The 20,459-nt window shown below is 33.3% G+C and carries 13 protein-coding genes; 5 read left to right on the forward strand and 8 right to left on the reverse strand.

Annotated elements, in window-relative coordinates; genetic code table 11:
* Positions 1-42 precede the first annotated feature (42 nt).
* Together BMX64_RS00615 and BMX64_RS00620 are read left to right on the forward strand one after the other, a co-directional pair.
* A complete protein-coding gene (locus tag BMX64_RS00615) occupies positions 43-1,362 on the forward strand; it encodes a serine hydrolase domain-containing protein (protein ID WP_091164710.1) in 1,320 nt (439 codons plus the stop codon).
* Positions 1,363-1,634: 272 nt separating this feature from the next.
* Positions 1,635-2,690 (forward strand): glycosyltransferase family 9 protein, encoded by a 1,056-nt coding sequence (locus BMX64_RS00620; RefSeq protein ID WP_091164714.1) that lies wholly within the window; start codon positions 1,635-1,637, stop codon positions 2,688-2,690.
* A 376-nt stretch (positions 2,691-3,066) separates the two neighbouring features.
* On the opposite strand, the gene BMX64_RS00625 is transcribed toward BMX64_RS00620, so the two are convergent.
* The gene (locus tag BMX64_RS00625) at positions 3,067-4,560 is read right to left on the reverse strand and encodes a C40 family peptidase (protein ID WP_091164717.1); all 1,494 of its coding nucleotides are present in this window, start codon (positions 4,558-4,560) and stop codon (positions 3,067-3,069) included.
* Positions 4,561-5,287: 727 nt separating this feature from the next.
* Between BMX64_RS00625 and BMX64_RS00630 the strand changes: the two genes are divergently transcribed.
* Positions 5,288-6,631, forward strand: a complete 1,344-nt coding sequence (locus BMX64_RS00630) for a Kelch repeat-containing protein (protein ID WP_262987356.1) — start codon at positions 5,288-5,290, stop codon at positions 6,629-6,631.
* 266 nt (positions 6,632-6,897) lie between these two features.
* Here BMX64_RS00630 and BMX64_RS15615 read toward each other — a convergent pair whose 3' ends face one another.
* From BMX64_RS15615 to BMX64_RS00655, 5 genes are all read right to left on the reverse strand, one after another.
* Complete coding sequence (locus tag BMX64_RS15615) at positions 6,898-7,083, reverse strand: hypothetical protein (RefSeq protein ID WP_091164725.1); 186 nt, start codon at positions 7,081-7,083, stop codon at positions 6,898-6,900.
* Positions 7,084-7,180: 97 nt separating this feature from the next.
* On the reverse strand, positions 7,181-9,448 hold the full coding sequence (locus BMX64_RS00640; protein WP_091164729.1) for an aconitate hydratase: 2,268 nt from the start codon (positions 9,446-9,448) through the stop codon (positions 7,181-7,183).
* 122 nt (positions 9,449-9,570) lie between these two features.
* Positions 9,571-12,342, reverse strand: coding sequence for a bifunctional aconitate hydratase 2/2-methylisocitrate dehydratase (locus BMX64_RS00645; protein ID WP_091164734.1), 2,772 nt, complete (start codon positions 12,340-12,342; stop codon positions 9,571-9,573).
* 397 nt (positions 12,343-12,739) lie between these two features.
* Entirely contained in the window at positions 12,740-13,693 is a 954-nt protein-coding gene (locus BMX64_RS00650; RefSeq protein WP_091164738.1) for an AAA family ATPase, read from the reverse strand.
* A 118-nt stretch (positions 13,694-13,811) separates the two neighbouring features.
* Positions 13,812-15,239: a peptidylprolyl isomerase gene (locus tag BMX64_RS00655; RefSeq protein WP_091164741.1), complete on the reverse strand. Its 1,428-nt coding sequence runs from the start codon at positions 15,237-15,239 to the stop codon at positions 13,812-13,814.
* Positions 15,240-16,001: 762 nt separating this feature from the next.
* On the opposite strand from BMX64_RS00655, the gene BMX64_RS00660 reads away from it, so the two are divergent.
* Both BMX64_RS00660 and BMX64_RS00665 read left to right on the forward strand, forming a co-directional pair.
* Positions 16,002-17,444 carry an alpha-amylase gene (locus BMX64_RS00660; protein ID WP_091164742.1) on the forward strand — a complete coding sequence of 481 codons (1,443 nt, stop codon included), beginning with the start codon at positions 16,002-16,004 and terminating at the stop codon, positions 17,442-17,444.
* Between the two features lie 188 nt (positions 17,445-17,632).
* On the forward strand, positions 17,633-19,222 hold the full coding sequence (locus tag BMX64_RS00665) for a peptide chain release factor 3 (RefSeq protein WP_091164743.1): 1,590 nt from the start codon (positions 17,633-17,635) through the stop codon (positions 19,220-19,222).
* A 114-nt stretch (positions 19,223-19,336) separates the two neighbouring features.
* Here the strand turns inward: BMX64_RS00665 and BMX64_RS00670 are convergent, their stop codons facing one another.
* Together BMX64_RS00670 and BMX64_RS00675 are read right to left on the reverse strand one after the other, a co-directional pair.
* Entirely contained in the window at positions 19,337-19,696 is a 360-nt protein-coding gene (locus BMX64_RS00670) for a hypothetical protein (RefSeq protein WP_091164744.1), read from the reverse strand.
* 451 nt (positions 19,697-20,147) lie between these two features.
* Entirely contained in the window at positions 20,148-20,459 is a 312-nt protein-coding gene (locus BMX64_RS00675) for a DUF3467 domain-containing protein (RefSeq protein ID WP_073354716.1), read from the reverse strand.

Here is a 20,459-nt window from a genome sequence, read left to right on the forward strand (position 1 = left end):
ACTATTTTTAGAACTTTAAACCAACCCATTAATCAAACTCTCATGACAAAGAAAATCGCAATCACCTTATTTTTTGGATTCCTAGTTGGAACAGGCTACGCTCAAAAAATGAACGTCGCCAAACTAGACAGTTTATTTCAGATTTTGGAAGCCAAAGATAAATTCATGGGAAGCATTGCCTTGTCACAAAACGGAACACTACTTTATTCGAAATCCATTGGAATGGATGACATTGAAAGCAATAAAAAAGCAAGTAATTTATCCAAATACCGTGTGGGATCAATTTCAAAAATGTTTACTTCGGCATTAATATTTAAAGCGATTGAAGAGAAAAAATTATCGTTGAATCAAACCATTGAAACTTTTTTCCGAACCATCGAAAATGCCAATAAAATAACCGTTGGTAATCTACTAAATCACCGAAGTGGCATTCATAATTTTACCAGTGCTCCGGAATACATGAACTACAACACCCAACCGAAATCTGAAAAAGAAATGGTGGAAATAATTGCCAAAGGAAAAAGTATTTTTGAACCCAACAGCAAAGCCGATTACAGCAATTCCAATTATGTTTTATTGAGTTACATTCTTGAGAAAACCTATAAAAAGCCATTCAAAACCATATTGAACGATAAAATTGTAAAACCATTAGGCTTAAAAAACACCTATGTAGGAAGCAAAATTAATATTCAAAACAACGAAAGCAATTCCTATTCATTTTCTGAAAAATGGAAAAAAGAACCGGAAACGGATATGTCGATCCCAATGGGAGCTGGCGCAGTGGTTTCTAATCCACAGGATTTGACGTTGTTTATTGAAAAGCTTTTCACCAATGCCATAATCTCAGAAAGCAGTCTGAAGCAAATGACAACGCAGCAAGACAACTACGGAATGGGGATTTTCCAATATCCATTTTATGAGAAGAAAAGCTTTGGCCATACAGGAGGTATTGATGAATTCAGATCATCATTAGCGTATTTCCCAGAAGACAAATTAGCTGTTGCATTAACCTCTAACGGCAGAACTTATGACAATAATGACATCATGATTGCCGCTTTGAGTACGTACAACAACAAACCGTTTACAATTCCAACTTTTAAAACTATTGCGCTAAAAAGCGAGGATTTAGATCCTTATTTAGGGGAGTATTCAGATGCTGGATTTCCAATGAAAATTACCATTACAAAACAAAATACTAAACTTTTTGCACAGGCAACAGGTCAATCTGCCTTTCCACTGGAACCTACTGAAAAAAACAATTTTGAATTTAAAATGGCAGGAATAAAATTAGAATTCAAACCAAATGAAAAGCAGATGATTTTAAAACAAGGCGGGGGAAAATTTACTTTGACAAAAAAATAAAAAAAATTCTATAAGAGCGAATCTTAATTACAATCCTTTGGCATACATTTTTGCTGAATTTCATAAACAGCACCTATAAAACCCGGATATTTTTAAGCACAACTTAAGATCCTATTATATTAAAGACAAGAAACTGCATTATTTCGATCTAAATTGTACATTTGCCGAGTAAAGAAGTACATTTTGGATTTAACATCACTAATTAAAAAAATCCCTAATCAACTTTAATTTCTAACTAAAAATAGGTTCAACACTATACTAGATTTCCAAACATGAGCATCTTACAAAAAATAAATGTCTACCGAAGAATTGTGACGCATGGACTAACCAAGCATATTGGTAATTCACATAAGAAGCAAAATTATGATTTGAGTCAAAAAATTGAAATCAAAAGAATTTTAATTTCCAGGCCAAATCATAGATTGGGAAATCTGTTATTAATAACTCCTTTGGTTCAAGAGATTGAAAGAACATTTCCTGATTGTAAAATTGATTTATTTGTAAAAGGCGGTTTAGCGCCAATTATATTTCAAAATTACAAAAACATTGATTCCATTATTGAGCTCCCTAAAAAACCTTTTAATCACTTAATCAGTTACTTTCAGGTTTGGATAAAAATAAAAAAGCAACGTTATGATATTGTTCTTAATGTTTCCAAAAATTCTTCATCAGGACGTTTGTCTACAAAATTTGCTGATGCAAAATATAAGTTTTTCGGTAGTTCAGATACGGAAATGGAATTAAAATACGCCGATTATCAGCATATCGCAAAATACCCGGTGTATGAATTTAGAAGTTTTTTAACCAAGTTAGGGTTTAAAGCAACCGAAAATCCAGTTCCGTCATTGAATCTCAAATTAAACGCTTTAGAAATTGCTGAAGGTGAAAAAACAGTTAAAGAACTAGTCAAAAATGACAAAAAAACCATTTCCATATTTACATATGCAACTGGTGATAAATGCTATTCAAAATCCTGGTGGGAAGAATTTTATGAAAAATTAAAATTAGAATACGCAAATGATTATAATATTATTGAAGTTTTACCAGTTGAAAACATTTCACAAATAGGGTTTAAAGCAACAACTTTTTATAGTAAAGACATTCGTGAAATTGCATCCGTAATTGCTAATACCGAAATTTTTATCGGTGCAGATAGTGGAATTATGCATTTGGCCAGCGCTTCTTTAACTCCAACAGTAGGACTGTTTTCAGGTCAAAATCAAAAAACATACGAACCGTATAACAATAATAGCGTTGCTATAAATACCAATATTGGTAGTATGGACGAATGGATTAAAACAATAAATAATATTCTTGCTAAAAATTAAATTTTAGTATGATTCTTTAAATAAAATTTATTTAATAAGACAAAATCAGTTTTTCCAATTAAATATTCAGACAGATATTAATTTTTTGTACTTCACAGTGGGATTGTGAATACTAAAACATATAAGATATTAAAAAATATTAATACGTGTCTCTTTACATCAATTCTAAAACTGACAATAATATAACTTCTGACTGAATTAAAAGTAGGAAAGGAAATTAATCATTTGGCTTTTCAGTTAAGAAACAACCAAAACAATGAAGATATAGAAAATGGGATGAACTTTTAGAAAATGGAACTTAATCCGTTGCAACATTCATAAATTTAGTAAAAACAGATAAAACTTTACTATTTTTTGAAAAGTCTAATTTTTGGAATTATTGTACAACTCTATTTATTTGACTAAAATTCTTTTCGTAATATTTTTCTTTTGTAGAAGATATAATTACACCGTTACTAACCGAAGAGTGAATAAACTTAATTTCACCTTCGCAAACTTCAACAACCATACCCACGTGGTTGATTTGGCTTCTGCCGTTAGTCTTAAAGAAAATCAAATCACCTTTTTGGGCTTCTTCTGTATTGACTTTGGTCCCAAAACCAGACTGTTCACGTGATGTCCTAGGAAGTTTAATATCAAATGCGCCAAAAGTAGTACACATTAAACCTGAACAATCAAACCCGGATTTTGTAGTTCCTCCGGTACGATAACGCGATCCTATATTCTCTGAAGCACGTTCTATCAATTGATCTAAAAAATCATGATCAAAAGTTGGTTTTGCAAAATTATTAAATTCAGTCTTGTTAGTTATAATTCCACTATCAGAATCTTTACTTATAGCAATGCTTTTTTGTGCAGGCAAATTATTCACACGAATATTCAATTTATAGCCTATAGGAAGTCTATTCTTAATACCTGGATTTTGTTTTTCTAATTCCTGTACGGAAATTCCATATTGTTTTGCAATGGCATATTTAGTTTCTTTTGGCAATACTTCGCGAACAATCTCGGAGGTAACAGCATTTTCGACTGTATTAGTTTGAGAAATTATGGTGTTGTCTACGGTTTCAACATCCGTTTTTTGTTCAGAAATTACGGAATTTTCTAAATTTGGTAAAATGGTGTTTGATTGGGAGGTAATTGCAATTTCTTCTTTTTTAGGAAACTCTTTGCTTTCTTGAATGATGTCTTTTATTTCGATGGTTGCAGATGTATTTGCAGGAATAGTGATTTGCTGACCTGCTCTAAGCGCTTTACCTTCTAATGTTGGATTTGCTCTGTCTAATTCCTTAACAGCGATTCCGTATTGTTTTGCAATAGAATATTTCGTTTCCTTTGGCAAAACTTTCCTCCTGATTTCCTCTGTCGTTGGGCTTACAGCTTCACTTGGTTTAGGGACAATTTCTAATTCCTTTTTCGGGGAAGTTTGATTTGATGGAGAAACTGATGAAGACTCAGTTGTTGAAGATGCATTTCCAGGTATAACAATTTTTTGACCAATTCTCAATCCGGATGATTCTATTGCCGGATTAGCCTGATTCAATTCTTTTAAACTAATTCTGTATATTTTTGCAATTCCGTAAAGTGTTTCTTTAGGCTGTACTTCATGCTCTTTTCCAGAATAATTTGTGGCAATTTTAGAATTTGTATTTTTTGTAGATGAACTAGGAATCAATAAAATAGAATTGAGTTTTAAAAGATTTTTAGCTTTTGGATTTAATTTTAGAATAGCACTTTGTTTAACTTCATATTTCTCAGCTATGCTAGAAATAGTTTCTCCTTTTACAATGGTGTGCTTCGTGATATTTTCCTGAGAAAAAAGAACGATACTATTCAATAAAAACAATGTTACAATTAATCTTAAACTCATATTCATTTATTTCAAATTACTTACCCCATTTTATTCTACACAGCGATTTCGGGATATAATTATTAAATCTCGCTATGGGTTGCTTTTTACTGTTCTATTCAAAAAATTGTAAAAAAATTCCTTATCTCTTTCAAAAAAAGAGGTTCAGCATGTGTTCATTTTAAATTCTAGTTGATTTTTATTTCAATTGCAAAAACAGCTGAAATAGTAATGCCGTACAATCCTACTTTGTATTGTTGGGCTGAAAATAAAAATTATAAAGAAAATTGATTCTAAAAACAATCATAAAAGGCTTCTTTAAAAAATTAAATTTTCTGAAAAGCTAATATAAATGATTTAATCAAAAAACACAGTCTTTTTTTTAATTTTAACGTTCAAAAAACAAAATTTAGCCTTTTTTTTTGAATTTCGCCCCTATTTTCAGCTTTAGTCTCTTTTCTTTTTCGAAATTTTTTTTCGTTCCAAATCAACAAATGCGAATTGAAATTCTGATTTTTGATTTGTAGCCCTGATGTGAGTGGAAAGCCTTTTGAAGCGGAATTGGCTATTTTTCCTGAGAAAAAGTTTGTAGCACAGAGCAGGATTAGCTTTTTAAAAAAGACTTTTTCAATAACTCATTATAAACAAATCAATAAATTCCTGCTAAAAATTAGTCACGCAAAACGCGTATTACTTGAAAAATAAGAGTAATTTTAAACTATTAACAAGCTCTAAATAAAAATATACTTTGAAAAAAATAATTTTAATTTTATTTTTCTATCCGATATTTTCCTTTGCACAAAATATAAAAGGTAGTGTAATGGATAAAAAAAGTAATCTGCCCATTGAAGATGTTAATGTATTGCTCACGCAATTTAACACGAGTACCTTAACTGATGAAAAGGGAAAATTTAATCTAAACATTCCTAAAGAATTCCAAGAAAAAGATTCAATATCCTTTTCTCACATTAGATACACCTCAAAAAACATTAGCCTCTCTCAATTGCAGAAAAATGAATTTTCGATTTTTCTCAATGAAAAAATAGAATATTTAGACGGCCTTACGCTTTCCGCGAATAAACAATTAAAATCAAAAATAGCCTTTAGAAAATTAGCCGCTGCAAAATATGCGATCTCAGCTTTTGGCTCAATTTTAAAAGACAACAAAATCTATGTGATTGGAGGTGACGCTTCGTCTAAAACCGACGCTTGGAAAAAAGTCCAATATGAAAAGCCCGATCCTACAATGGAAGACTACCTTAGAGAACTCAGTTTTCAATTTTCAGGCCAATCGTATAAAGGAAACCTACTGATTTATGACATAAAAACAGATAAATGGGAAATCTCTAAAATAAAATTTAGAAAAAGAGCCTATCATAATTTAAACGAATACAACGACAAAATTTATGTTCTGGGAGGCAAAAAAATTTCAGTAAATGGAGTATTTGAATATCTGGATGATAAAATTGAAGTGTATGATATAAGCAAAAACACCATTATCGTTGACAATACTAATCCTCATCAGGCTTCCGAATTTGCTTCGTTTACCCATAAAAGCACCATAATTATTATGGGGGGCTCTATAAAAATGAAAGAAAGTGGATCAAAAGAATACTCTAATAAAGTTCATTCCTATGATATAAATTCTGGCTATTGGTATGAATTAGCAAATATGCCCACAGCTAAAGAAACCAACGGAATCCTGATTAAAGACAAAATATATCTGATTGGAGGTTTTAACACAAAACCCTTGTCAGCGGTGGAAAGTTTTGATTTACTCACCGAAAAATGGAAAACGGAAGGCGAGTTGTTTTTTGGAGTAAGAAATCCTGCAATTACTCAAAACGATGGAATAATATACTTTTTTGAAAACGAAAAAATATACACCTACAATACAATCACAAAACAACTAAAGGAATACTTAATCAATTTACCTATGAAAGCCTCCAAGCTTTATTTTTCGGAAAACAAATTGTATTTACTTGGCGGCTACATTGAAAACTATTATTCTAAATATCCTTCGCCTAATCTTTTCAGCATTGACATCAATGAATTTGAAAATACAAAACCAAACAGGTCGAAATTTTTATAAATTCTTAATTTACGAATAAAAAACCCACCTTATTTGACATAAGGTCACTCCATTTTATTTTCATGTCCCGTCCTGAAATAGCGATACACAAAACAGATCGTTATGGAAGAAAACATTAATTATGTAAAGTGTACTCAAAAGGACTAGACATCATTCAAATCACGTATGAACAACATCACTCCACTTTTCAGCAAGTTTAGTGAGGTTAGCTCGCATTAAATCATCAGGAGTCATCGCTATTCTAAACTCGCAATTGGCTTCAAAATTTAAAAGCCAAGGTTTAGTATAGATAGAATTGCAGATGCATCAGGAACTTCAACTACCATAATAGCGCCTCGATGACCGTCTTGTTCGGAAAAATAAACACTCTCTGGTTTGATACCATCAATCACTCGACTGATTATTTCGCCAGCTGTTACTATTATTATCAACATTTTAACTTCAATTAACATGGTCTTAAAAAATAAATATTGTTCTTCGAAGAAAACCCATAAAACGAAAAAACTCCCAAGTTTCCTTGAGAGTTTTAGAAATATATTATTGAAATGCTTACGCTTTTCCAGCAGCAGCAATCAAGTTTAATGCTGAACCAGCAACGAACCAACCAATTTGTCCTTCGTTATAGGTATGGTTTGCCAAGATCATATCTTTGGTTCCATCAGCGTGAACGAATTCTAATGTTAATGGCTTTCCTGGAGCAAAATCAACTAAATCTGTGAAGTTGATCGTGTCATCTTCTTGAATTTTTTCGTAATCAGCTTCATTTGCAAATGTCAATCCTAAAAGACCTTGTTTTTTAAGGTTTGTTTCGTGGATACGCGCAAATGATTTTACCAATACCGCTTTCACACCTAGGAAACGAGGCTCCATAGCAGCATGTTCACGAGAAGATCCTTCTCCGTAGTTATGATCTCCCACCACAATTGAAGGAACACCGGCTGCTTTGTAAGCACGTGCTACAGCAGGAACTGCATCGTAAGTACCAGTCAACTGATTTTTCACTGTATTTGGTTTTTGATTGAATGCATTGATAGCACCAATCAACATATTATTAGAAATATTATCTAAATGTCCACGGAAACGCAACCATGGTCCAGCCATAGAGATGTGATCTGTTGTACATTTTCCGAAAGCTTTGATCAATAATTTAGCACCTGTAATGTTTTTCCCATCCCAAGGTAAGAATGGCGCTAATAATTGTAATCTTTCTGAAGTTTCACTAACCGCGATTTGAACACCTGAACCATCTTCTGCCGGTGCTTGAAAACCCGGGTCTTCAGCATCAAATCCGTTTTTCGGCAATTCGTCGCCTGTTGGCACTTCTAACATCACTTCTTCACCATCTTCGTTTATTAAGGCATCCGTCAACGGATTGAAACTTAAATCTCCGGCAATTGCCAAAGCCGTTACCAATTCCGGTGAACCTACGAAAGCCAAAGTGTTTGGATTTCCATCGGCACGTTTGGAGAAGTTACGGTTGAAAGAGTGAACGATTGTGTTGCGTTCTTCTTTTTCTGCTCCTTCTCTATCCCACATTCCGATACATGGTCCGCACGCATTCGCAAATACCGTCGCACCAATCTTATCGAAAGTATCGATAAAACCGTCACGCTCGATTGTATAACGAACCACCTCAGAACCTGGAGTGATAGTGAATTTTGATTTTAATTTTAATTTTTTGTCGGTGACTTGTTTGGCTATTGAAGCTGCGCGAGCGATGTCTTCGTAAGAAGAGTTCGTACAAGAACCAATCAAACCTACTTCAATTTTCAAAGGCCAGTTGTTTTTGATAGCTTCCTCTTTCATTTTTGAAATTGGAGTCGCTAAATCCGGAGTATAAGGACCGTTCAAATGTGGCTCTAATTCGTCTAAGTTGATTTCAATTACTTGATCAAAATACAATTCTGGATTAGCATAAACTTCCGCATCACCTGTTAAATATGGAGCAATTTTATCAGCTGCATCTGCAACATCAGCTCTATTTGTAGAACGCAAATAACGGCCCATGGAATCATCATAACCAAATGTAGAAGTTGTAGCACCAATTTCGGCACCCATATTACAGATTGTTCCTTTTCCAGTACAAGACATAGAAGTTGCGCCTTCTCCAAAATATTCAACGATAGCTCCTGTTCCACCTTTGACAGTAAGAATTCCTGCTACTTTAAGGATAACGTCTTTTGGAGCTGTCCAACCGGAAAGTTTTCCAGTTAATTTTACTCCAATTAATTTAGGAAATTTTAATTCCCAAGCCATTCCTGACATAACATCAACGGCATCTGCACCACCAACACCAATGGCTACCATTCCTAAACCACCTGCGTTTACAGTATGAGAGTCAGTACCAATCATCATTCCACCTGGAAAAGCATAGTTTTCCAAAACTACTTGGTGAATAATTCCTGCTCCTGGTTTCCAGAAACCAATTCCGTATTTATTAGATACTGAAGAAAGAAATTCAAACACTTCATTACTTTGTGTTTTTGCTCTGGCCAAATCGGTTACTGCATCAACTTTAGCTTGAATCAAGTGATCACAGTGTACTGTTGTAGGAACAGCCACTTTAGATTTACCTGCATGCATGAATTGCAACAATGCCATTTGAGCCGTTGCATCTTGACAAGCAACTCTGTCCGGAGCAAAATCAACATAATCCGCACCTCTTACAAAAGCCTTTGACGGCATTCCATCCCAAAGGTGGTTGTATAAAATTTTCTCTGTTAAAGTAAGTGGCCGACCAACTATCTCACGTGCTTTGTCCACACGAGATGTCATATTTGTGTACACTTTTTTAATCATTTCAATATCAAAAGCCATAAGATTTATATATAATTGTTACTATTTTATTTTAGACATACAAGATACAAAAAAATAGAGTATAAAAAAAGCCTGAGTCATTAGACACAGGCTTTTAAACTATAATTAACTAATTATGTGAATTATTTAACTAATAACTTATGAGAAGGCGCAAACTTAGTCAGATTGATCCCTTCCACTGCTGTTTTATATTCTTCTATTGTTGGCGTTCTACCAAGGATTGTAGATAAAACCACAACTGGTGTAGAGGAAAGTAATGACTCTCCCTTTTTACCCTCAGCATCTTCAACAACTCTTCCTTGGAAAAGACGAGTAGATGTTGCCATCACAGTATCTCCTTTAGCAGCTTTTTCTTGGTTACCCATACAAAGATTACAACCTGGACGTTCTAAGTACAACATGTTTTCGTATGAAGTACGCGCTGCGCCTTTAGGAACATTATCGTCAAATTCGAAACCAGAGTATTTTTGTAAAATTTCCCAGTCACCTTCTGCTTTTAATTCATCAACAATATTATAAGTAGGAGGAGCTACAACTAGCGGCGCTTTGAACTCTACTTTACCTTCTTGCTCATCTATATTTTTAAGCATTTGAGCAAGGATTTTCATATCACCCTTGTGAACCATGCACGATCCAATAAATCCAAGATCTACTTTTTTCACACCGCCATAAAAAGAAAGTGGTCTGATTGTATCGTGAGTATATCGTTTAGAAACATCTGCATTATTCACATCTGGATCAGCAATCATTGGCTCTGCTATTACATCCAAATCAACAACTACTTCAGCGTAATACTTCGCATTTGCATCTGGTCTTAAAGCTGGTTTTTCACCTGAAATAATTTCAGCGATTCTCTTATCAGCAATAGCAATCAATCCTTTCAGCACTTCATTTTTGTTATCCATTCCTTTATCGATCATGATCTGAATTCTACCTTTTGCCATCTCTAATGACTCAATCAAAGTATAATCTTCAGAAATACAGATAGAAGCTTTTGCTTTCATTTCTGCAGTCCAGTCTGTAAACGTAAAGGCTTGATCCGCATTAAGAGTTCCTAAGTGAACCTCAATAATTCTTCCTTGGAATACATTCTCTCCACCAAATGTTTTAAGCATCTGAGATTGTGTAGCATGCACCACATCACGGAAATCCATGTACCCTTTCATATCTCCTTTGAATGTTACCTTTACAGATTCTGGAATTGGCATTGAAGCTTCTCCAGTAGCCAATGCAAGAGCAACTGTTCCTGAGTCTGCACCAAAAGCAACACCTTTAGACATTCTTGTATGAGAGTCACCACCGATGATGATAGCCCATTCGTTTACAGTAATATCGTTAAGTACTTTGTGAATTACATCAGTCATTGCATGATAAACGCCTTTTGGGTCACGAGCTGTGATCAAACCGAAGTCGTTCATGAATTTCATTAATCTTGGAATATTGGCTTTAGATTTATTATCCCAAACTGAAGCAGTATGACAACCCGATTGATAAGCACCATCAACGATTGGCGAAATCACAGTAGCAGCCATAGACTCTAATTCCTGTGAAGTCATCAAACCAGTTGTATCTTGCGAACCAACAATATTTACGGTAACACGAACATCTGAACCAGCGTGTAAAACTTTACCTGGAGTTGAACCAACTGCGTTTTTATTAAATATTTTTTCCACTGCTGTAAGACCCTGTCCTTCAACAGAAACCTCTTTTGACGGAGCGTATACAGGTACAATATCTACACCAAGAGTCTTTGATGCAAATGTTTGCAATTTTTTTCCAAATACAATTGCGTAAGACCCACCCGCTTTTATAAATTCAATTTTCTGAGGCGTAAATGCCTTAGAAATATCAATCAATTCTTTATCTCCGTTATAAAGTTTCTTTTTCTTTGTGTTGATTGTAAGAACAGTACCAGTAGCAACAGAATACACTTCCTCAAGAATAGGGTCACCGCTTTCATTACGAAGAACGTTACCATTTTCATCTGATTTTTTCACCCAGTTTTTAAGATCCAAACCAATACCACCAGTAACATCTACAGTCGTAAGGAAAATTGGAGAAATTCCGTTTGTTCCTGCAACTATTGGAGCAAAGTTTACAAACGGAACATAAGGACTTGCTTGTTTACCAGTCCAAAGAGCTACGTTGTTTACACCTGACATTCTTGAAGAACCAACTCCCATTGTACCTTTTTCAGCAATTAACATTACCGATTTGTCTGGATGTTGTGCTTGTAATGCTTTAATTTCGGCTTGCGCTTCAGGTGTAATCATACATTTACCGTGCAATTCACGATCTGAACGTGAGTGTGCCTGGTTTCCTGGAGAAAGTAAGTCGGTTGAAATATCTCCTTCACCAGCAATAAAAGTAATTACTTTAATTTCCTCTGCTATTTCTGGTAATTTAGTAAAGAACTCAGCCTTAGCATAGCTCTCTAAAATTTCTTTTGCTATTTCATTACCGCTTTTTAATGCATTAACTAAACGATCTGTATCTGCCTCATAAAGATATACTTGTGTTTTAAGAACTTTTGCTGCTTCTTTTGCAATTGCAACATCATTTCCTAATGCCAAATCAAGAAGTACTTCAATCGAAGAACCCCCTTTCATGTGAGATAATAATTCTAAGGCAAAAGCAGGTGTAATTTCAGCAACTACTGATTGGCCTAGAACGATTTCTTTTAAAAATTTAGCTTTTACATTAGCCGCAGGAGTAGTTCCAGGCACAACATTATAAATAAAGAAGTTAAGAGAATCTGCTCTATACTCGTTATTTAAATCTTTAATTTGCGCAATGATTTCGCTTAATAATTCAGCGCCATCAATTGGTTTAGGGTGAAGCCCTTGGCCTTTTCGTTCTTCAATCTCTTGAATGTAATCCTTATAAATATTCATAATAAAAGTCTTTTCTTGGTATTTTTATTTTTTCTACGCAAATTTAGGAATTAAAGCCGAGAATTAAAAAAAATATAATAGATGTAGCTTTTTCAAAAATTATTATTACAAAATAAAGAGTTTCACTGCTTTTTATTGTCAAAAATTCAATTTTAAATTAAAATAATGAATTATCAATAATTTAAAATCTTTTCTTTGAGAAAGTTGAAATTTAATGTCACTTAGGGAGTGAGATTTTACACTACTTTGAGCTAAGAACCTTTCTAAATTATCATTTACAACGTTGTAGTTGTATTTATAAAGACTCTTTTTGGTCAAACCAACATATTAGTAAAAACAAGAAAGCCAAACAGATTTTAGAAATCTGTTTGGCTTTCTTCCCAATATAAAAAAATTATTACATTAGCTTCTGAATAATAGTTTCTTCACTAATACCTTCGGCATCGGCTTTGTAGTTCTTAATAATTCGATGACGCAAAATCCCGGTTGCCACAGCTTTTACATCTTCAATATCTGGAGAAAATTTTCCATTAAAAGCCGCATTGGCTTTCGCAGCCAAAATCAAATTCTGCGATGCTCTTGGTCCTGCTCCCCAATCCAGATAATTCTTAACAAACTCATTCGATAATGGATTATCAGGACGTGTTTTACTAACCAATGTCACTGCATATTCAATTACATTATCCGCTACAGGAATTCTGCGAATCAAATGTTGAAAATCAATAATTTCTTGAGCAGTAAACAATGGATTAATACTACTTTTAGCATCCGATGTTGTTCGTTTCACCACTTGAACTTCCTCTTCAAAAGAAGGATATTCTAATTTTATAGCGAACATAAATCGGTCTAATTGAGCTTCAGGCAAAGGATATGTTCCTTCCTGTTCAATTGGATTTTGTGTCGCCAAAACAAAATAAGGCAAGTCTAATTTATAATTTTCTCCTGCTATAGTAACAGAACGTTCCTGCATGGCTTCCAATAATGCAGCTTGCGTTTTTGGTGGAGTTCGATTTATTTCATCTGCCAAAACAATATTCGAAAAAATAGGTCCTTTTATAAATTTAAATTGACGGTTTTCATCCAATATTTCACTTCCAAGGATATCAGAAGGCATTAAATCTGGCGTGAACTGAATTCTTTTGAAATCAAGACCTAATGCCTGTGCCAGTGTATTCACCATCAAAGTCTTGGCTAATCCGGGAACACCTACCAACAAGGCATGACCACCGGAAAAAATACAAAGCAAAATTTGGTCTACCACAGCATCCTGACCTACAATAATTTTTGCGATTTCTTTTTTTAGCTCATTCCTTTTTTGAACCAAGTTATGTATTGCTGCTACGTCTGACATTTATAAAAGTATTTAAAATTAAAAAGAGTTAGCATTATGAAATCATAAAACTAACTCTTTTTATTTATTTAACGAAAAAATTTTTATTTCTATTCAATCCCAAAGAGTAGTGAAAATTCTATTTTTTAAGCCAATTGTTGGTAAAACTACAATCTCTATATTCTCCAATAATTTTGATGTACGTTTCTTTTATCTTCTCATCAAACCATTTTCCAATAGTAGTAATTTGTTTGTCTTTCAATGCCAAATCTTTGATTTTAATATAATCCTTTGCATAATCTGCAGTGTGCTCATCAATTCTATTGGTCACCGTAATTAATTTGAATTTCTTCTTCCCTTCTTCTCCTTGATCTAATATTGGAGCTGAAATTTCATTTTCTTTCAAATTAGATACTTGACTGTAAAAAGCAGGATCCATTTTTGTCAATTCAAAACGTGTATCTTGTGTTTTTGGATTAATTAAAGCACCACCATTTGCTCTAGTTTCTTTCTCATCAGATAACGTTCTTGCAGCTTCCTCAAAAGTAATTTCCTTGTCTTCGATTCTTTTTTTAATCAAAGTAATTTTTTCTTTCGCTTCATTCAGAGCCGATTCAGTAACGGTTGGCGACAATAAAATGTGACGTAATTCTACTTCTTGTCCTTTTATCTTTTCTACATAAATAATGTGATACCCAAAATCTGTTTCAAATGGAGCAGAAATCTCACCTTCAGCTAAACTAAAGGCAACATCTTTGAATTCTTTGACAAACGGTGTTTTTCGATTCATTTTATAAAATCCACCATTTGATCTTGACCCCGGATCTTGCGAATATAAAACTGCTTTAGTAGAAAAACTTGAACCTTCTTCTATTTCTTTTTTGAACCCATTTAATTTATCAATGACTTTTTGCTTATCCTCAGCTGAAACTTTAGGTGTAATTATAATTTGGGACACTTCCAATTCTGCACCAAAAAAAGGAAGATCTGAAGTAGGTATTTTTTTGAAAAAATTACGAACTTCTTCAGGAGTAATTTCTACAGCATCGACAATTTTCTTTTGCATTTCAGATGTTAACTTCCCTTCTTTTAAAATATCAGAGAAATAAGTTCTAAATTCTTCCTCAGAATCTTTCTTGTAGTATTGCACTACTTTTTCCAAAGACCCAATTTGTTCTACCATATAGTTCAATCGATCTTCCATCATGCCTTTTATTTCGGCATCCGTCACTACGATACTATCTTGAATGGCTTGATGCGCATATAATTTATCTTCCAATAACTTCCCTAACATCTGGCATCTTGTAATATCTTTTACAGAACCTCCTTGAGTTGCAATTTCAAGATACGACTTATCAATATCAGAATCTAGGATAATATAATCTCCTACAGTAGCAATTACACCATCAATTTTTTGTTTCCCATTTGATTGGATTTTTTTTACAGGAACAATAACGGTATCCTTAATAATTTCTTGCGCACTTGTTATAACACTTGAAAAAAGCAAAAGAAAAAAAGTAAGTGCAATTTTATTAATGGATTTCATTTGTAATTTTTTTATTGGCATTTTTATAATTTATGTTTATTGTAAAGTATCGATTTTTCTGTGTTTAAAGCTATTCTTCAAAGACAGTAATAATTTTGGCAAATATACATTTTAAGAATAAAGAATCGAACTGAATTTACAATACAATTTCTTACCATTCTTAAAATTTAAAACGAACAAAAATAACAATTCAATTACATAATACAAGTTTCCTACCTACTATTAACAAAAATTTATTAACGGGTTTATTTATTCTCTTTTTCAGCACCTAAAACATATGAAAACTGGATTTTAGAAATTAAAAAACTGAAATTATAATTCTATATTTCTCCAATATGAGTGAATAAATTCACTTCTTTTTTGTTTTTTTCTACTCTCAACGACAACTTTTTCCTTTCAGGCACTATTTTAGTTTTTACACAAAGTGTTGTAATTCTTTATATGCTTATCTCTCAAAAAAGAAAAACACGACCTTTAAAACTCTCATTTTAAGAGTAATGATTTAAAAGTTGTTAACACTACAACGTTTTCGAAAAGAATAAAAAAAATCCTCATATTCATCGTGTAGGAATTTGTATAAATTAGCTAAAAAAGTGCTTTTTTATCAAAATATTAAACATAAAAATAAATTTATACTAATTATTTAATTTATTTTTTTGATTTCAACAAAACGAGATTTTATTTCAAATCTTAAAAACCACTAAATAAAAAATAAATTTCTAGGAATCATAATGCTTTCTATTGTTACTCCAAAATCTATTACTTAACCTAATTTATTCATTTATGAAAAAACAAAATTTTAAAGCGTATCTGCTATCAGTCTTATTAGTTGGTATGTATTCGTGTAATTCGAATGACAATCTGACAACCGATTCAGCTGCTGAAGCATCACAATTCAAAGTAATCAATGTTACACATCACGACGGACAACCATTCAGCACGGGAAAATCAACTAATTCAACAACCGGAAGATATGTTGCAAATCCTGGCGGTGGTGTTATGATGCAGGCTTTCTATTGGGATGTTCCTGCTGGCGGAAACTGGTGGAATACTGTTAACGCCAAAATAACTGCTTGGTCAAATGCTGGTATTGGTTCCATTTGGCTTCCTCCAGTTTCAAAAGCACAAAACGGACCATTTTCTATGGGGTATGATCCTACAGATTATTTTGATTTTGGAAATTACAATCAAAATGGTACTGTAGAAACAAGATTTGGTTCCCGCACAGAATTAGAGAGCTTAATCACCAAAGTACATACAGAAAACATGCAGGTTTATGCTGATATGGTGCTTAACCACAACAGCGGCGGACAATTAGAAAGCAATCCTTTTACAGGAACACAAACGTACACTAATTTTACCAGTGTCGCTTCTGGGAAATTCAAGAGGACCAGCGCTGATTTTTATAAAAATTCTTATGGAAATAATGATGAAGGCGCTTTCGGAGGATTTCCTGACTTAGCTCACGTGGTACCAAATGTGCAAGATTGGCTTTGGAAAAGAGCAGACGGAGTAGGTAAATATTATAAAAACACGATGAAATTTGATGGCTGGAGATTTGATTACGTGAAAGGCTTCGGTCCTTGGGTTGTCAAAGACTGGAATGCAAACGTAGGTGGTTTTTCTGTTGGGGAATACTGGGATGCAAACGTAAATACATTAGAATGGTGGGCTAATAATGCTAATAGTTCTGTTTTTGATTTTGCCTGTTACTACAAAATGAATGATGCCTTCGATGGAAACAATCTTAATATTCTTAATGATGACATGATGTGGAAAAGAAACCCATACAAAGCAGTTACTTTCGTCTCCAATCATGACACCGATGAAATTTGGAAAAAAGAGTTAGCGTACGCATATATTTTAACTCACGAGGGATATCCAACTATTTTTTACAGAGATTATGAAGAGTGGTTGAATAAAACAAAACTGAATAATCTTATTTGGATTCACAACAATAAAGGAACAGGAACTACTTCTATTTTATATACTGATACTGATGAATATATCGCTCGCAGAAACGGCTACAACGGAAATCCTGGTTTAGTGGTTTACATTAATAATTCATCCACTTGGCAAGAAAGATGGATTCAGACAAATTGGGTTAATGCTCAAATTAAAGATTTCACAGGAAATTCTACTTGGTTGCCAACGACTCAAGCTGACAAATGGGTAAAAATTCAATGTCCGCCAAATGGATATTCTGTTTGGTCAATCAACATGTAACATCTAAATATCATAAAGGCTGTCTGAAAAGATAGCCTTATTTTTTTTCTGCTATTAATCTTCACAATTCTAATATTGAATTAAAATCGCATGAATTGCAACTTCAAAACCCACCTACTCTATTTAGAGTATACAATTTTTTTAATTGGCATTTATAAATAGTACTTTTGCAGACTATTTATACAAATATGGGCTTTTTAGAAGAAATACAACGCAGAAGAACTTTCGGGATTATCTCACATCCTGATGCCGGAAAAACAACACTTACTGAGAAACTCCTCCTTTTTGGTGGTGCGATTCAAGAAGCAGGTGCCGTAAAAAATAATAAAATTAAGAAAGGTGCTACCAGTGACTTTATGGAAATTGAACGCCAAAGAGGGATTTCGGTTTCTACTTCGGTTTTAGCATTCAATTACAAAGACAAAAAAATAAACATTCTTGATACTCCGGGACATAAGGATTTTGCCGAGGACACTTTTAGAACTTTAACTGCTGTTGACAGCGTTATCGTTGTAATTGACGTTGCCAAAGGTGTTGAGGAACAAACAGAGAAATTAGTTGCTGTTTGTAGAATGCGAAAAATTCCAATTATCGTATTCATCAATAAATTAGACCGAGAAGGAAAAGATGCTTTTGACTTGATGGATGAAGTGGAACAAAAACTGGGTTTAACCGTTACACCATTAAGCTTCCCGATAGGAATGGGTTATGACTTTCAAGGAATTTATAATCTATGGGAACAAAATATCAACTTATTTAGTGGAGACAATCGTAAAAACATTGAAGAAACAATTGCTTTCTCCGATGTTCAAAATCCAGAATTAGAGAAAATAATCGGTCAAAAACCCGCTGATAGATTACGTGAAGAACTAGAGCTGATAGATGAAGTATATCCTAAATTTGACCGTCAGGACTATTTGGACGGAAAACTGCAGCCTGTATTTTTTGGTTCGGCATTGAATAATTTTGGAGTTAGAGAATTATTGGATTGTTTTGTTCAAATTGCTCCATCGCCAAGACCAAAAGATTCAGAAACACGATTAGTAGATCCAAAAGAAGAGAAAATGACTGGATTTGTTTTTAAAATCCATGCCAATATGGATCCAAAACACAGAGACCGTCTGGCCTTTATAAAAATTGTTTCTGGAACTTTTGAAAGAAACAAACCCTATTATCACGTTCGCCAAAAGAAGAACTTAAAATTCTCCAGTCCAAATGCTTTCTTTGCAGAAAAGAAAGAAATTGTAGATATCTCGTATCCTGGAGATATTGTTGGCTTGCACGACACTGGAAATTTCAAAATTGGAGATACGTTAACCGAAGGAGAAATCATGAGTTTCAAAGGAATTCCGAGTTTCTCTCCAGAGCATTTTCGATACATTAACAATGCCGATCCAATGAAAGCCAAACAATTGGACAAAGGAATTGATCAGTTAATGGATGAAGGTGTAGCGCAGCTATTTACTTTGGAAATGAATAACCGAAAAATTATTGGAACAGTTGGAGCACTTCAATACGAGGTTATCCAATATCGTTTAGAACATGAATACGGTGCAAAATGTACGTATGAAAATTTTCCGGTTCACAAGGCATGCTGGGTAAAACCAAACGACCCAAAAAGCGAAGAGTTTAAAGAATTTAGAAGAATCAAACAAAAATTCTTGGCTCATGACAAGTATGGACAATTAGTATTCTTAGCTGATTCTGATTTTACAATACAGATGACACAAAATAAATATCCAAATGTTAAGTTATTCTTTACTTCTGAATTTGAGTAAATTTCTGTTTGGAGAAAATTTTTTTTTTTGAAAATCAATTTTAACACACCCGCATAAAAAAACGCTAACTCTGAGAGTTAGCGTTTTTTTTTATAACTTAAAATTAGTTTAAGACTATGCAAGCATACTATCTAAATTTACTGCTTTTTTCAAAAATGATTTTATTAGTAAACGATTAGGAGCTACGCCCGAAGTAATAATTTGTTTTTTTGTATTTGTTCCTTCTTTAGAAATTGTGCTATTAGGATCTTGTTTTGAACCCATAAACCACAACACAAAATTCATATTATTAGAAGAAGAACTTATTGAAGCATTTTCTGTTTTTTTATTAGCATTAATTTCTATAGAATTCACATCAACCACATTTTTAGTAGACTGAGCAGAAACAGAAACAGTTGATAATAAAATAAAAACAAACAAAATAACAAGGTTAAATAACGCTTTATTGTTTGCTTTCAAAGAAAAGTATTTCATAGTAATTTGCTTTTTTACAGAGGATAAAAGTCACTCCTTTATTTCGAGAGCGAAAGTATATCTTTTGTTTTCTTGTAAAAAATATTTCCGATGAAGTGCTGTAATAATCGTTTAAAGCACAAATTTGCTGTTTGTAGCGAAGATTTAACGATGAGTTAATATTCTTCTACAGAATAAATATACAAACTCAAAGCTATGAGAAACTATTAGAGTTCAAACAATGATAAGTACAGCCTAAAAAAATATAGGACCGTAATTGATTAATACTTATTAGCAAATATTGAACTTACAGAATTTAAAAACTCCCCTTTAATTTGTAGCAACATGAAAGATTATTCAGTATGACTTACTCTATTCTATTCTAAAAAATAAAGAGAACTACAGTTGTTGGTTTCATTTAAGAATTGGTTATAAATAAAAAAGGCTCCATTTCTGGAGCCTTTTTAGAATATTATGCTTGTCCCGCAGGACCAAAATTAAGCGGAATTGGTGCTTGTTCAGTGTCTTTTATTTCGCCGTGAGCGACTTCAAAACGGTGAATATTTTCTCCAATAGCTTTCAACAATCTTTTAGCATGTTGTGGTGTCAAGACAATTCTTGATTTCACCTTAGCTTTAGGAATACCTGGCATGATACTTACAAAATCTAAAACAAACTCTGATGAAGAGTGATTTATTATTGCCAAATTGGAATAAATTCCTTCAGCAATTTTTTCGTCTAACTCAATATTAATCTGCTCTTGTTGTTGATTAGAATTACTCAT

The organism is Flavobacterium sinopsychrotolerans, assembly GCF_900110375.1.
GTDB classification, from domain to species: domain Bacteria; phylum Bacteroidota; class Bacteroidia; order Flavobacteriales; family Flavobacteriaceae; genus Flavobacterium; species Flavobacterium sinopsychrotolerans.